The 13361-nt window shown below is 63.9% G+C and carries 22 protein-coding genes; 3 read left to right on the top strand and 19 right to left on the bottom strand.

Annotation, left to right across the window (positions count from 1 at the left end):
- Positions 1–70: 70 nt before the first annotated feature.
- The gene (locus ACQY80_RS07685) at positions 71–2335 is read left to right on the top strand and encodes an NADP-dependent malic enzyme (RefSeq protein ID WP_428685228.1); all 2265 of its coding nucleotides are present in this window, start codon (positions 71–73) and stop codon (positions 2333–2335) included.
- 59 nt (positions 2336–2394) lie between these two features.
- Here ACQY80_RS07685 and ACQY80_RS07680 read toward each other — a convergent pair whose 3' ends face one another.
- Positions 2395–2886, bottom strand: a complete 492-nt coding sequence (locus ACQY80_RS07680) for an outer membrane protein assembly factor BamE (protein ID WP_428685226.1) — start codon at positions 2884–2886, stop codon at positions 2395–2397.
- 159 nt (positions 2887–3045) lie between these two features.
- Here ACQY80_RS07680 and ACQY80_RS07675 point away from each other — a divergent pair, with 159 nt between their 5' ends.
- Both ACQY80_RS07675 and ACQY80_RS07670 read left to right on the top strand, forming a co-directional pair.
- On the top strand, positions 3046–3570 hold the full coding sequence (locus ACQY80_RS07675; RefSeq protein WP_428685224.1) for a ubiquinol-cytochrome C chaperone family protein: 525 nt from the start codon (positions 3046–3048) through the stop codon (positions 3568–3570).
- A 4-nt stretch (positions 3571–3574) separates the two neighbouring features.
- A complete protein-coding gene (locus ACQY80_RS07670) occupies positions 3575–4102 on the top strand; it encodes a YceD family protein (protein ID WP_428685222.1) in 528 nt (175 codons plus the stop codon).
- Here the strand turns inward: ACQY80_RS07670 and ACQY80_RS07665 are convergent.
- From ACQY80_RS07665 to rpsC, 18 genes are all read right to left on the bottom strand, one after another.
- Positions 4099–4755, bottom strand: a complete 657-nt coding sequence (locus ACQY80_RS07665) for a hypothetical protein (protein WP_428685220.1) — start codon at positions 4753–4755, stop codon at positions 4099–4101. The genes ACQY80_RS07670 and ACQY80_RS07665 overlap by 4 nt on opposite strands.
- Before the next feature lie 46 nt (positions 4756–4801).
- Complete coding sequence (locus ACQY80_RS07660) at positions 4802–5458, bottom strand: adenylate kinase (RefSeq protein WP_428685786.1); 657 nt, start codon at positions 5456–5458, stop codon at positions 4802–4804.
- A gap of 55 nt (positions 5459–5513) precedes the next feature.
- On the bottom strand, positions 5514–6887 hold the full coding sequence (secY, locus tag ACQY80_RS07655; protein ID WP_428685218.1) for a preprotein translocase subunit SecY: 1374 nt from the start codon (positions 6885–6887) through the stop codon (positions 5514–5516).
- 145 nt (positions 6888–7032) lie between these two features.
- Positions 7033–7563: a 50S ribosomal protein L15 gene (gene rplO / locus ACQY80_RS07650; protein WP_428685217.1), complete on the bottom strand. Its 531-nt coding sequence runs from the start codon at positions 7561–7563 to the stop codon at positions 7033–7035.
- 62 nt (positions 7564–7625) lie between these two features.
- Positions 7626–7832, bottom strand: a complete 207-nt coding sequence (locus ACQY80_RS07645) for a DUF1737 domain-containing protein (protein ID WP_037556386.1) — start codon at positions 7830–7832, stop codon at positions 7626–7628.
- 6 nt (positions 7833–7838) lie between these two features.
- Positions 7839–8024, bottom strand: a complete 186-nt coding sequence (gene rpmD / locus ACQY80_RS07640; RefSeq protein WP_428685214.1) for a 50S ribosomal protein L30 — start codon at positions 8022–8024, stop codon at positions 7839–7841.
- A 4-nt stretch (positions 8025–8028) separates the two neighbouring features.
- Positions 8029–8730, bottom strand: a complete 702-nt coding sequence (gene rpsE / locus ACQY80_RS07635; RefSeq protein ID WP_428685212.1) for a 30S ribosomal protein S5 — start codon at positions 8728–8730, stop codon at positions 8029–8031.
- 2 nt (positions 8731–8732) lie between these two features.
- Entirely contained in the window at positions 8733–9086 is a 354-nt protein-coding gene (gene rplR, locus ACQY80_RS07630) for a 50S ribosomal protein L18 (protein ID WP_105999115.1), read from the bottom strand.
- A 3-nt stretch (positions 9087–9089) separates the two neighbouring features.
- Positions 9090–9623, bottom strand: a complete 534-nt coding sequence (gene rplF, locus ACQY80_RS07625; protein WP_428685210.1) for a 50S ribosomal protein L6 — start codon at positions 9621–9623, stop codon at positions 9090–9092.
- A complete protein-coding gene (gene rpsH / locus ACQY80_RS07620; protein ID WP_428685208.1) occupies positions 9623–10027 on the bottom strand; it encodes a 30S ribosomal protein S8 in 405 nt (134 codons plus the stop codon). The genes rplF and rpsH overlap by 1 nt, the downstream gene beginning before the upstream one ends.
- A 12-nt stretch (positions 10028–10039) precedes the next feature.
- A complete protein-coding gene (gene rpsN, locus ACQY80_RS07615) occupies positions 10040–10345 on the bottom strand; it encodes a 30S ribosomal protein S14 (RefSeq protein WP_088473648.1) in 306 nt (101 codons plus the stop codon).
- A 50-nt stretch (positions 10346–10395) separates the two neighbouring features.
- On the bottom strand, positions 10396–10974 hold the full coding sequence (gene rplE, locus ACQY80_RS07610) for a 50S ribosomal protein L5 (RefSeq protein ID WP_428685206.1): 579 nt from the start codon (positions 10972–10974) through the stop codon (positions 10396–10398).
- Positions 10967–11284: a 50S ribosomal protein L24 gene (gene rplX / locus ACQY80_RS07605; protein ID WP_077145772.1), complete on the bottom strand. Its 318-nt coding sequence runs from the start codon at positions 11282–11284 to the stop codon at positions 10967–10969. The genes rplE and rplX overlap by 8 nt, the downstream gene beginning before the upstream one ends.
- A 2-nt stretch (positions 11285–11286) precedes the next feature.
- Positions 11287–11655: a 50S ribosomal protein L14 gene (rplN, locus tag ACQY80_RS07600; protein ID WP_033074348.1), complete on the bottom strand. Its 369-nt coding sequence runs from the start codon at positions 11653–11655 to the stop codon at positions 11287–11289.
- 58 nt (positions 11656–11713) lie between these two features.
- A complete protein-coding gene (gene rpsQ / locus ACQY80_RS07595; RefSeq protein WP_428685203.1) occupies positions 11714–11989 on the bottom strand; it encodes a 30S ribosomal protein S17 in 276 nt (91 codons plus the stop codon).
- A 12-nt stretch (positions 11990–12001) separates the two neighbouring features.
- The gene (rpmC, locus tag ACQY80_RS07590) at positions 12002–12205 is read right to left on the bottom strand and encodes a 50S ribosomal protein L29 (RefSeq protein WP_428685201.1); all 204 of its coding nucleotides are present in this window, start codon (positions 12203–12205) and stop codon (positions 12002–12004) included.
- A gap of 5 nt (positions 12206–12210) precedes the next feature.
- Positions 12211–12642, bottom strand: coding sequence for a 50S ribosomal protein L16 (gene rplP / locus ACQY80_RS07585; RefSeq protein ID WP_428685199.1), 432 nt, complete (start codon positions 12640–12642; stop codon positions 12211–12213).
- Positions 12643–12653: 11 nt separating this feature from the next.
- On the bottom strand, positions 12654–13361 hold the full coding sequence (gene rpsC, locus ACQY80_RS07580; protein ID WP_120217696.1) for a 30S ribosomal protein S3: 708 nt from the start codon (positions 13359–13361) through the stop codon (positions 12654–12656).

Raw genomic sequence — 13361 nt, 5'->3', positions numbered from 1 at the left:
AATCGCCGCCGGTGACGCTAGGGGATTGGGAAACGGGCGCGCGTCTGGAAATCGAACCAAGGGGATTAACATGGACAGCGGCAACAAGGTGCAGTTCTCGGACCGCGAGGCCCTGCTTTACCACGAATATGGCCGGCCCGGAAAAATCGAGATCGTCGCGTCGAAGCCGATGGCGACGCAGCGCGACCTTTCCCTCGCCTACTCGCCCGGCGTCGCGGTGCCCGTGCTTGCGATCGCCGAGGATCCGGCCAAGGCCTATGATTATACGGTTAAGGGCAATCTGGTCGCGGTCATTTCGAACGGCACCGCGATCCTTGGTCTCGGCAATCTCGGCGCGCTCGCCTCGAAACCGGTGATGGAAGGTAAGGCGGTTCTGTTCAAGCGCTTCGCCGACGTCGATTCGATCGACCTTGAGGTCGATACCGAGGATCCGCAGGCGTTCATCGACGCGGTCGCGCTGCTCGAGCCGAGCTTCGGCGGGATCAACCTGGAAGATATCGCAGCGCCGAACTGCTTCATCATCGAACAGGCGCTGAAAGAGAAGATGAACATCCCGGTGTTCCATGACGACCAGCATGGCACCGCGATCATCACCGCCGCCGGCCTGATCAACGCCTGCCACCTGACGGGGCGCGACCTGTCGACGGTGAAGGTCGTCGTCAATGGTGCCGGCGCCGCAGCCATCGCCTGTACGTCGCTGATCAAGTCGATGGGCGTGCGGCACGAAAATGTGATCATGTGCGACCGCAAGGGCACGATCTATCAGGGCCGTACCGAGGGCATGGACCAGTGGAAGTCGGCGCATGCGGTGCCGACCGAAGCGCGCAACCTGACCGAAGCGCTGGTCGGCGCCGACGTCTTTCTCGGCCTTTCCGCCGCGGGCGCGCTGAAGCCCGAGATGGTGAAGGACATGGCGCCCGCGCCGATCATCTTCGCGATGGCGAACCCCGATCCCGAAATCTCGCCGCCCGATGCCCGGGCCGCGAGGCCGGACGCGATTATCGCGACGGGGCGCTCGGACTATCCGAACCAGGTCAACAATGTCCTCTGCTTCCCCTTCATCTTCCGCGGCGCGCTCGACGTGCGTGCGACGGCGATCAACGAAGAGATGAAGATCGCGGCAGCTTATGCGATCGCGGACCTCGCGCGGCAGCAGGTGCCCGAAGAGGTTGCGGCGGCTTATGGCGGGCGGGCGTCGAGCTTTGGTCCCGAATATATCATTCCGTCGCCCTTCGACCCGCGCCTGATGGAAATCGTTCCCGCGGCGGTAGCAAAAGCGGCGATGGACACCGGCGTCGCCCAGCAGCCGATCGAGGATCTGGAAGAATATCGCACGCGCCTGCGCGCGCGGCTCAATCCGACCACCTCGGTTCTGACGCTCGCCTATGAAGCAGCGCGCGCGAACCCCAAGCGCGTCGTCTTTGCCGAGGGCGAGGAAGAAGTGGTGCTGCGCGCCGCGATCCAGTTCCGCGACGGCGGCTACGGCATTCCCGTGCTCGTCGGCCGCGAAGGGCTGCACGACAAGCTGCGCGCGATGGGTGTTGCCGACGCCGAGAGCTTCGAGGTTCACAACAGCGTCAATTCGCCGCACGTGCCGCAGATGGTAGACATGCTCTACGAACGGCTCCAGCGCCGCGGCTATCTGCGCCGCGACATCGAGCGCATGGTCAATCGCGACCGCAATATCTTCGGCTCGCTGCTCCTGAAAATCGGCCTTGCCGATGCGATGATTACCGGCACGACGCGCACCTATTCGCAGTCGATGCGCGAGGTTCGCCGCGTGATCGATCATGCAGAAGGCAAGACGCCGTTCGGCATCCATGTCCTCGTCGACCAGCATCACACGATTTTCATGGCCGACACGACGGTGAACGAACGGCCGACCGCCGAAATGCTCGCCGACATCGCCGAACGCACCGCGCAAGTCGCGCGCCGCATGGGCCACGAGCCGCGCGTCGCCTTCCTGTCCTATTCGACCTTCGGCAACCCGCCGGGATCATGGCTCGACAATATCCGCGAGGCCGTGTCGATCCTCGACGAACGGAATCCGGGCTTCGAATATGAAGGCGAGATGGCACCCGACGTCGCGCTCAACGAAAAGGTGATGCGCAACTATCCCTTCTGCCGTCTGTCGGGCCCTGCGAACGTCCTCGTCATGCCGGGGCTGCAGTCGGCGAACCTGTCGGCAAAGCTGCTACGCGAACTCGGCGCCGGTGCGGTCATCGGCCCGATGCTGATCGGCATGGAAAAGCCGGTGCAGGTCGCGACGATGGCGTCGACCGCGTCGGATCTGGTGACGCTCGCGGTGCTCGCTGCCGGCGGCATCGCAGGATAAGGAAAAGGCGGCGCCTTCCGGCGCCGCCTCTTTCACCCTTTGGGGCTGCTGGAGCGGGCTTATTGCCCCTGCGAACCGCCGCCGCCGACGCCCGGCGCACCGACCGCGCCGATATTGCCGAAGATATCCTCGAAGAAGCTACGGTGCCGACCAAGCGTCGGCGTCTTGTCGCCTTCGGGGCTCAGTCTGCTGACGAGCTCGAGCCCGGTCTTGTCGACCGCGACGACATTGCCTGCCGGATCGAACTTCACGCGGAGCACCTGTTGCGCAACTGGACGCGGCCGCGCGAAGGCCAGCTGCCGCGTTTCGCGCGATACATAATAATATTCATTGTCACTGAACTGGCCGACGAAGGTCGGACGGCCCAGCGTCTTTTCCACCGATTCGCGATTGTCGACGCCGGGCGTGACCGCATCGGTCAGCACCGGATCGACGACATAACCCTGCCGCCCCTTCAGCTGCGCGCAACCGCTGACGGTCAGCGCGAGCGCCAGCCCGACTACGATCAGGCGCACGGGGCGGGCGGGAAGCTTCGGGTTCTGGATCGGCATCAACATGTCTCCGTTGCGCCGCTCTACGCCGACGCTGGCAATCGCGCCTCTTAACCGCAAGCGGACGGCGCGCACAAGCGGCTTATGCCGCCGCAAAGCTTGCGCCAAGCTGACCGAGGGGCCTTTTCCGATGACTCGATTCGGCCTAAGCGTTCCGGCATGTTTTCTTCACTCCGCAAGCTCTTCAAGTCCGAGGCCGATCCGCGCGAGGCGCGCCGTCCGCTCTGGAACGCCGTCGTGGCCACCGCGCGCGCGCCGCACTGGTATGCCAAGGGGGGGGTGCCCGATACGCTCGACGGTCGTTTCGACATGATCAGCCTTGTTCTCGCGCTTGTCCTTCACCGCATCGACGACGATCCGGATCAGGCTGTGGCCGGCGTCCAGCTCACCGAATTGTTCGTCGACGACATGGACGGCCAGATGCGCCAGATCGGTTTTGGCGACATGGTCGTCGGCAAGCAAATCGGACGGATGGTCGGAGCCCTCGGCGGCCGGCTGGGCGCCTATCGAGCGGCCGACGGGTCCGACGAGCTGTCGGCAGCGCTCGTACGCAACCTCTGGCGCGGCAAGGAACCGCCCGAGGGCGGCCTGGCGCATGTCATGGCGGAGGTCGCAAAGCTGCGCGGCGCTCTTGCCGCGACGCCGGTTGACGCGCTGATCGTCGCAGACCGTCTTGCGGGCTGATGCGATGAGCGCGCCCGAATTTTCGCACATCGTCACCGTCGCCGACGCGGCGCAGGGGCGCAGCCTGACGCTCGAGGCCGACGAAGCAACGCGGGCCGCCATTGCAAAGCGGTTGGGGCTCGTCGCGCTCGACCGTTTCGTCGTAACGGCCGAGATCCACGCGGTCGCCGGCGGGATCGCCGTCAGAGGACGGATCGAAGCGAAGCTTGTGCAAAGCTGTGCCGCAACCGATTTGCCGGTCCCCGCCAAGGTCGACGAAGTGTTCGACCTTCGCTTCCTGCGTGATGCTGAGCCTGCAGCGAACCTGGACGAAGAGGTCGAGATCAGCGATGCCGACCTCGACATATTGCCGCTGGAGGGCGAACGCGCCGATGTCGGCGAGGCCGCGGTGCAAACGATGTCGCTGGCGCTCGATCCCTTCCCGCGTCACCCCGATGCCGACCGCATCCTTGCCGAAAAAGGCGTGCTCAGCGAGGAACAGGCCGGGCCGTTTGCCGCGCTCGCCAAATTGCGCAGCCAGCCCAAGCCCTAATCGTCCTTCGGCGTGTCCTTGACGAGATCGGCGACCGCATCGTCGAGTCCGGGCTCATCCTTCTTCTTGGCCGGCGCTTCTTTGACGTCGTCATCATCGTCCTTGGCGACGGGCAGCGAGCCGCCGAGTGCCTTCGCCAGACCGATGAGCTGCTCGCCCAGCACCTTGTCGACCGCGGGCGCGACGTCGGCGACCTTGAAGCGCATATAGCCGCCGACGACATAGTCGAAGCGGATCGCGCTCCCCGTCGCAGTCGGCTTGATCTGGATCGTCAGCGTTCCCGTAACAGCTTCGCCCTGCAATGGCCCGAAGGCGCCCGACAGGCGCATCATCTGATTCGGCTGGGCAAAGATGATCCGCGCATGTTGAACGCTGCCGGGGACGGTACCGGGAAGCTTTTCGCAGAAGCAGCCGCCAGCTTGCGAATCGAGCCAGAAATTGGCGGCGTCGCCCGACCAGCTATGCTCCTTCGACCACCATTTGTCGGGCAGGCGGAGCATTTTCCAGACGTCTTCGGGGCTCGCGGCAACCTGCGCCGTATGCGCGACGGTGAAGCCGATATCGCTCTGGTCGATGACTTTCGCCGCCGCCGGTGCAGCTGCCAGCGCCGCCGAAGACAGCAATGCCGCGCCGAAGATAGTCCTGAGATGCATGCCCTGTCCCCTTCTCCGCCTTTATAGACGGCGGCAGAGACGCTGGCTAGCTGGCGTCGCTGCCGAGGATCGCCTCGATCGCGTCGTTGACATGATCGATGTCGGCCATGCCGTCGACCTTGCTGACGATGCCGCGGGCTTCGTAGATCGGCAGGATCGGCGCGGTCTTGGCACGATATTCGGCCATGCGCGTACGCACGGTTTCCTCATTGTCGTCGGGGCGGCGCTTGAATTCACTGCTGCCGCAAACGTCGCAAACATTCTCCACCTTCGGGAGCTTGTAGCGGTCGTGATAGCCCGCGCCGCACTTGGCGCAGCTGAAGCGGCCGGTGATCCGGTCGACGAGCGCCTCTTCCTCAACCACCAGTTCGATCACATGGTCGAGCTTGCGGCCCCGGTCGGCGAGGATCTGGTCGAGCGAATCGGCCTGTGCGGCCGTACGCGGATAGCCGTCGAAAATGACCGAGGTTTCTCCGCCCAGCTCGTCGAGCCGTTCGCCGATGAGGCCCGAGACGATCTCGTCCGACACCAGCTCGCCCGCGTCCATCACCGCTTTCGCCTGGACCCCGATCGGAGTTCCCGCCTTGACGGCGGCGCGGAGCATGTCGCCGGTCGACAGCTGGACCATGCCATGCTCGCTTTCGAGCCGCGAAGCCTGCGTACCCTTGCCCGCTCCCGGCGGCCCAAGCAAAATGATATTCAGCGTCATGACGACCCCTGTTTCCCCTGCCCTGTGAGAGAATCGCGTAGCGGCGGTATCAGCGCCGCGCAACGCCGCCCTTCAATTTGGCCTTCTTGATAAGATCGCCATATTGATGCGCGAGCATGTGGCTCTGGATCTGGCTGATCGTGTCGATCGTCACGTTGACGATGATCAGCAGGCTGGTGCCGCCGAGCTGGAACGGCAGACCCGATCCCGCGATGAAATATTCGGGGACGAGACAGATGGCCGCCAGATAGGCCGCACCGATCACGGTGATGCGCGTCAGCACGAAATCGAGATAGGCGGCGGTGTTCTTACCTGGGCGGATGCCGGGAATGAAGCCGTTCTGGCGCTTCAGATTGTCGGCGGTTTCTTCGGGATTGAAGACGACCGCGACGTAGAAGAAGCAGAAGAAGATGATGCCCGCGGCGTAGAGCGCCATGTAGAGCGGCTGCCCGTGTGCGAGATACTGGTTGAGCGAGACGAGGAATTCGCCCCAGCGCGTATCCTGCTGGACATTGTTGCCGAGCATCTGCGTGACCGTCAGCGGCATCAGCAGCAGCGACGAGGCGAAGATCGGCGGGATCACGCCCGCCGTGTTGACCTTGAGCGGCAGATGGCTGCGGTCGGCCTGCATCACGCCGCGCTGCGTCGCGCGCTTCGGGTACTGGACGAGGACGCGGCGCTGCGCGCGCTCCATGAAGCTGATAAACGCGATGATGACGATCGCGCCGCCGACGACGGCAAGGATCGTGCCGCCGCCCATCGAGCCTTCGCGGACCTGCGTGAACATCTGCGCGAAGCTGCGCGGCAGCTGCGCGAGAATGCCCGCCATGATGATCAGCGACACGCCGTTGCCGATGCCGCGGCTGGTGATCTGCTCACCGAGCCACATCAGGAACAACGTACCGCCGACGATGCTGATCACCGCGCCGAGGCGGAACATCATGCCGGGGTCGACGACCGCTGCAATTCCCTGGCTCTGACCGAGCGTCTCGAGACCCACGGCGATGAAATAGCCCTGGATCGCGGTCAGGAAGACGGTGCCGTAGCGCGTATATTGATTGAGCTTCTTGCGCCCGCTCTCGCCCTCTTTCTTGAGTGCGGCGAGGCTGGGGGCGAGCGCTGAGGCGAGCTGCACGACGATCGACGCCGTAATGTAAGGCATGACGCCGAGCGCGATGATGCTCATGCGCTCCAGGCTGCCGCCCGAGAAGGTGTTGAAGATGTCGAGGATGCCGCCCGACGCCGCCTGCGAATAGAGCCGCGACAGCGCAACGGGGTCGACCCCGGGCAGCGGCACGAACGACAGGAAGCGGAAAACGATCAGCGCGCCGATCGTGAACCAGATGCGGTTCTTAAGTTCGGTCGCCTGGCCGAACTTGGAAAAGTTCAGGTTGGAAGCAAGCTGGTCGGCGCGAGAGGCCATGGGTATCTTTCCTCGGGTTCGTCAGGACCGCGCCCCCCGCGACCCGGCGCCTATGTGCGTTCGCATGGGTCGAAGCGCAAGGGGAAAGGCCCGATTCAAATGCGTCGGGGGCGGGTCGACCGATGCCGACCCGCCCCCAGGAGCATTAGACCTTTTTGGCTGCTGCCGCGGCGCGGCGCTGGGCCTTCTTGCCTTCGGGCGCCACTTCCTTGACTTCTGGAAGCTCGACCTTGCCGCCAGCCTTTTCGACCGCCTCGATCGCGCCCTTCGACGCACCGGCGACCGCGAAGGTCAGCTTGGCGGTGAATTCACCCTTGGCGAGGAGGCGGACGCCGTCCTTGCCACCGCGCGCCACGCCAGCCGCCTTGAGCGCGGCATGGTCGATCACGGCCTTGGCATCGAGCTTCTTCGCGTCGACCAGCTTCTGGATCATGCCCAGATTGACGATGGCGAAATCCTTGCCGAAGATGTTGTTGAAGCCGCGCTTCGGGATACGCATGTGGAGCGGCATCTGGCCGCCCTCGAAGCCGTTGATCGCGACGCCGCTGCGGGCCTTCTGGCCCTTCTGGCCGCGGCCGGCGGTCTTGCCCTTGCCCGAGCCGATGCCGCGTCCGACGCGCATACGGCCCTTGCGGGCGCCATTGTTGTCACGAAGTTCGTTGAGCTTGATAGTCATGTCTTTGCACTCGCTTTCGCTGTTGTCGCGCTGAGGGCCGAAAAGCCAATTTATGTTCTGGCTTAGTCCGGTTCGATTTCACTCGATGGCTGAAAACCGGGATAGGGCCCGGCTTTCTCCATCACAATGGCCTGGGCGACATAGCCGCGGCCATCGACACTGGTGATCGAGGGGCTACCGTGAAGCTGCCACCCCCGGTTGAGCAGTCCCTCGACCCGCGCACAAAAGGCGCTGTCGTCGGGACCGGTCAACAGGCGATAGAGCTTCACCGCAGTTTAGCCCTCGACAACTTCCACCATGTGCGGAAGCTTGCGGATCATGCCGCGCACTTCCGGGCTGTCGACCAGTTCGACCTCGCGGTGCATCTTGCCCAGGCCGAGGCCGGTCAGAATGGCGCGCTGGCTCTTCGGACGACGGATCGGCGAGCCGATCTGGCGGATCTTGATCTTCTTGTCGGCCATTGTCTTACTCCGTCACCGCCGCGGCTTCCGCCTCGGCTGCGCGGTCGGACGCACCGCCACGCTTGATCAGATCCGAAACCTTCTTGCCGCGACGCTGCGCGACCGACTTCGGGCTGGTCTGTTCGCCAAGCGCCTCGAAGGTCGCACGGATCATGTTGTAGGGGTTCGAGGTGCCGACCGACTTGGTCACCACGTCGGCGACGCCCAGCGATTCGAACACGGCGCGCATCGGACCACCGGCGATGATGCCGGTACCCGCAGGCGCCGAGCGCAGCGTGACGTTGCCGGCACCGAAATGGCCGCGGCCATCATGGTGCAGCGTGCGGCCGTCGCGCAGCGGAACGCGAATCATCGCCTTCTTGGCAGCGGCGGTCGCCTTCGAGATGGCTTCGGGCACTTCGCGCGCCTTGCCATGACCGAAACCGGCGCGGCCCTTGCCGTCGCCGACGACGACGAGCGCGGCAAAACCGAAGCGCTTGCCGCCCTTCACGGTCTTCGAAACGCGGTTGATGTGGACGAGCTTTTCGATCAGCTCTTCGCCGCCATCCTCGTCGCGGGGACGACGGTCGTCACGGCGGCCACGGCCACCGTCACGTCCGCCACGACCGCCATCGCGGCCGCCGCCACGACCGCGGCGCGGTGCCTGGCCATCGGTGGTGGGGGCTGCTTCGGGAGCGCCTTCGACGTTCTGTACTTCGTCTGCCATAATCAGAACTCCAATCCGCCTTCGCGAGCCGCGTCGGCCAGCGCCTTGATGCGCCCGTGGAACAGGAAGCCGCCGCGGTCGAACACGACCTGCGTCACGCCCGCCTTCTTGGCGGCGTCGGCAAGGCGCTTGCCCACATCGGCTGCAGCAGCCGCAGTAGCGCCGGTCTTGCCGCGGACATCCTTGTCGAGCGTCGAGGCTGCGGCCAGCGTCTTGCCGGCGGCATCATCGATGAGCTGCGCATAGATGTGGCGGCCCGAGCGGTGCACCGAAAGGCGCGGACGCCCGGCGGCGCGCTGACGGAGCGCGGTACGGACGCGCTGGCGACGTTTTTGGAAAGTGGTAAGATGTGCCATGGCTTACTTCTTCTTGCCTTCTTTGCGGAAGATGTACTCGCCGCGATACTTGATGCCCTTGCCCTTATAGGGCTCCGGCTTGCGCCAACGACGGATTTCCGCCGCGACCTGGCCGACCTGCTGCTTGTCGATGCCGCTGATCTCGATCGTCGTGTTGTCCGGCGTCTTGATCTCGATGCCTTCCGGCACCGCGAAATCAACATCGTGGCTGTAGCCGAGCTGCAGCTTCAGAGTCTTGCCCTGCGAGTTGGCGCGATAGCCGACACCGGTGATTTCGAGGACTTTGGTGAAGCCTTCGGTCACGCCCGTGATCAGGTTCTGCACCAGCGTGCGCTGCATGCCCCAGAAGGCACGAGCTTCGCGGCTGTCGTTCGCGGGCTGGACCGAAATGCTGCCTTCGCCGACTTCATATTTGATGTTGTCGGACAGCGGCATCGCCAGCGTGCCCTTCGGACCCTTGACCGACAGCTGGCCGCCGTCGATCGCGGCAGTGACGCCGCCGGGAACCGCTACTGCCTTTTTACCAATGCGCGACATCAGAACACCTCCGCCAGCACTTCGCCGCCGACATTATGTTCGCGGGCTTCGGCGTCCGAAAGAACGCCGCGCGGGGTCGACACGATGGTGATGCCCAGGCCGTTGCGCACGATCGGCAGCTCTTTCGAGGCCGAATAGACGCGGCGACCCGGCTTCGAAACGCGAGCCACATGGCGGATCGCCGGCTGGCCTTCGAAATATTTCAGTTCGATGCGGATGCCCTTGTGCTGGCCCTTCGAGCCCAGCGCTTCTTCGCTGTAGCCACGGATATAGCCTTCACGCTGAAGAACATCGAGAACGCGGACGCGCAGGGTCGAAGCGGGCGTCAGGACGCTGTCCTTCTTCGCCGACTGGCCGTTGCGGATGCGGGTGAGCATATCACCCAGAGGATCGGTCATTGCCATCTTGTCAGTCCCTTACCAGCTCGACTTCACAACACCGGGGATCAGGCCCTTGTTGGCCAGATCGCGGAGCTGGATACGGCACAGCCGGAATTTACGGTAATAGGCGCGCGGGCGCCCCGTCAGCTCGCAGCGGTTGCGGATGCGGGTCGGGTTACCGTTGCGCGGAATTTCCGCCATCTTGAGGCGTGCGATCAGACGTTCGCCCTCGTCGAGCGAGGTGTCTGCCGCAATCGCCTTCAGCTTCGCATAGCGGCCGGCGTATTTCTTCACCAGCTGCTTACGACGCTCATTCTTGTTCATCGAACTCAGTTTCGCCATGACTTAAGTTCTCTTTCCTTCTTGAAAGAGCCTGCCTGGTCCCGAAGGGATCAGGCGGCTTCCTTTTCCTGCGCTTCGATCGGGAAGGGGAAGCCGAACAGCTTGAGCAGTTCGCGGGCTTCTTCGTCCGTACGAGCGGTGGTGGTGACGATCACGTCCATGCCGCGCACCTGGTCGATGCGGTCATAGTTGATCTCGGGGAAGATGATCTGTTCCTTCAGGCCCATGGCATAATTGCCACGACCGTCGAAGCTGGTCGCCGACACGCCACGGAAGTCGCGAATACGCGGCATCGCGATGGTGATCAGGCGATCGAGGAACTCGAACATGCGTTCGCGGCGCAGGGTCACCTTGCAACCGATCGGCATGCCTTCGCGCAGCTTGAACTGGGCGATCGACTTCTTGGCCTTGGTCACGACCGGCTTCTGGCCGGCGATGAGTTCCATCTCGGCAGCGGCCGATTCGACCTTCTTCTTGTCTTGCGTGGCTTCGCCGACGCCCATGTTGAGCGTGATCTTTGCGATCTTCGGCACTTCCATCGCATTCTTGTAACCGAATTTTTCGGTCATCGCCTTGACGATCTTGTCGTCATAGAGCTTGCGCATGCGCGGGGTGTAGGTGTCAGCCATTGATCGTCTCCCCGGACTTCACGGCCACGCGGACCTTCTTGCCGTCCTTGGTTTCAAAGCGGACGCGCGTCGGCTTGCCGGTCTTGGGATCGGCGAGCGCAACCTTGCTCGCGAAGAGCGGCGCTTCCTTGCGCTCCAGACCACCCTGCGGGTTGGTCTGGGTCGGCTTGCGGTGGCGGGTGATGACATTGACGCCAGCGACGACGACCTTGCCGTCCTTCGGCAGGCTCTGCGTCACTTCACCGGTCTTGCCCTTGTCCTTGCCGGACAGGACGACGACCGTGTCACCCTTCTTGATCTTGTTCGCCATGGTCAGAGTACCTCCGGCGCCAGGCTGATGATCTTCATATAGCCCTTGCCGCGGAGTTCGCGGACGACGGGGCCGAAGATACGGGTGCCGATCGGCTCCTCGTTCTTGTTGACGAGGACGGCGGCATTGCTGTCGAAACGGATCACCGAGCCATCGGCGCGGCGCACGTCCTTGGCGGTGCGGACGATGACGGCGCGATGCACGTCACCCTTCTTCACCTTGCCACGCGGCTGGGCTTCCTTGATCGACACGACGATCACGTCGCCCACGCCGGCGACGCGACGCTTCGACCCGCCGAGCACCTTGATGCACTGGACGCGCTTCGCACCGCTGTTGTCGGCGACTTCCAATTGTGACTGCATCTGAATCATCGATGCATTTCCTTCTTCCTGGGCCTACCGGGCCATCCCGGCGGTTCCGTGAAACTTCTTACGCGTCGATCTCGTCGGCTTTCTTCGCCTTGGTCGAGACCTCGACCTTGTCGAGAACCTTCCAGGTCTTCAGCTTCGAAATCGGCTTCGTTTCCTCGATGCGGACGGTTTCGCCAGCCTTGATGGCGTTGTCCTCATCGTGGGCGTGATACTTCTTCGAACGACGGATGATCTTGCCGTACAGAGGGTGCTTCACCTTCCGCTCGACTTTCACCACGACGGTCTTGTCGCCCTTGTCGGACACCACCGTGCCGGTCAGAATGCGCTTCGGCATGGGTCGGTCTCCTTACTTGGCAGCCGAGCGCGAACGCCCGGTCTGCTCGGTCTTGACGCGCGCGATCGTGCGGCGCACTTCCTTGACCCGCGACGCTTTTTCCAGCTGCCCGGTGGCGGCCTGGAAGCGGAGGTTGAAGGCCTCGCGCTTCAGTTCGCCGAGCTGCTCGGAGAGCTGGTCGTCGGTCTTCTTGGTCAGATCTTCGGTCTTGGCCATGGCCCTCAACCCTCCAGATGCGAGGTGTCGCCGAGGCGGGCAACGACCTTCGTCTTGATCGGCAGCTTCATCGCCGCACGTTCGAACGCCAGCGCGGCCACGGGGCCCGGAACGCCGTCGAGTTCGAACAGGATGCGACCGGGCTTGACGCGGGCCGCCCAATATTCAGGCGAACCCTTGCCCTTGCCCATGCGGACTTCGGCGGGCTTCGACGACACGGGGACGTCGGGGAAAATGCGGATCCAGAGGCGACCCTGACGCTTGATCGCACGGCTGATCGCGCGGCGAGCCGCTTCGATCTGGCGCGCGGTGATGCGCTCGGGTTCCATCGCCTTCAGGCCGTAGGAGCCGAAGTTCAGGTCGGTGCCACCCTTGGCGAGGCCGTGGATACGGCCCTTGAATGCCTTGCGGAACTTGGTTTTTTTCGGTTGCAGCATGTCAGCAGTCCTTAGCGGCGATCTTCACGAGCCGGACGGACACCGGTCGTCTGTGCGTCGAGCATCAGACGGTCGGTTGCCATCGGGTCGTGGCCGAGGATCTCACCCTTGAAGATCCACACCTTGATCCCGCACACGCCATAGGCGGTGTGGGCGGTCGATTCGGCATAGTCGACATTGGCGCGCAGCGTGTGCAGCGGCACCCGGCCTTCGCGATACCATTCGGTACGCGCGATTTCCGCGCCGCCCAGACGGCCGGCGCAGTTAATGCGGATGCCTTCAGCGCCAAGACGCATGGCCGACTGCACCGCGCGCTTCATGGCGCGGCGGAACGCAACGCGGCGTTCGAGCTGGTCGGCGATGCCCTGGCCGACGAGCTTGGCGTCGACTTCGGGCTTGCGGATCTCGACGATGTTCAGCGAAACGTCGCTGCCCGTCAGTTCACCCAGCTTCTTGCGCAGCTTTTCAATGTCCGCGCCCTTCTTGCCGATGATGACGCCCGGGCGGGCCGCATAGATCGACACGCGGCACAGCTTGGCCGGGCGTTCGATCACGACCTTCGAGATCGCGGCCTGCGGCAGGGTCTTGAACACATACTGACGGATCTTCAGATCCTCGACCAGCATGCGGCCATAATCCTGGCCTTCGGCGAACCAGCGGCTGTCCCAGGTGCGGTTGACCTGCAGGCGCAGGCCGATCGGATTGCTCTTCTGGCCCAT

It is taken from the genome of Sphingopyxis sp. (assembly GCF_965279755.1).
Classification (GTDB): domain Bacteria; phylum Pseudomonadota; class Alphaproteobacteria; order Sphingomonadales; family Sphingomonadaceae; genus Sphingopyxis.
This window is presented reverse-complemented; position numbering and strand designations above follow the sequence as displayed.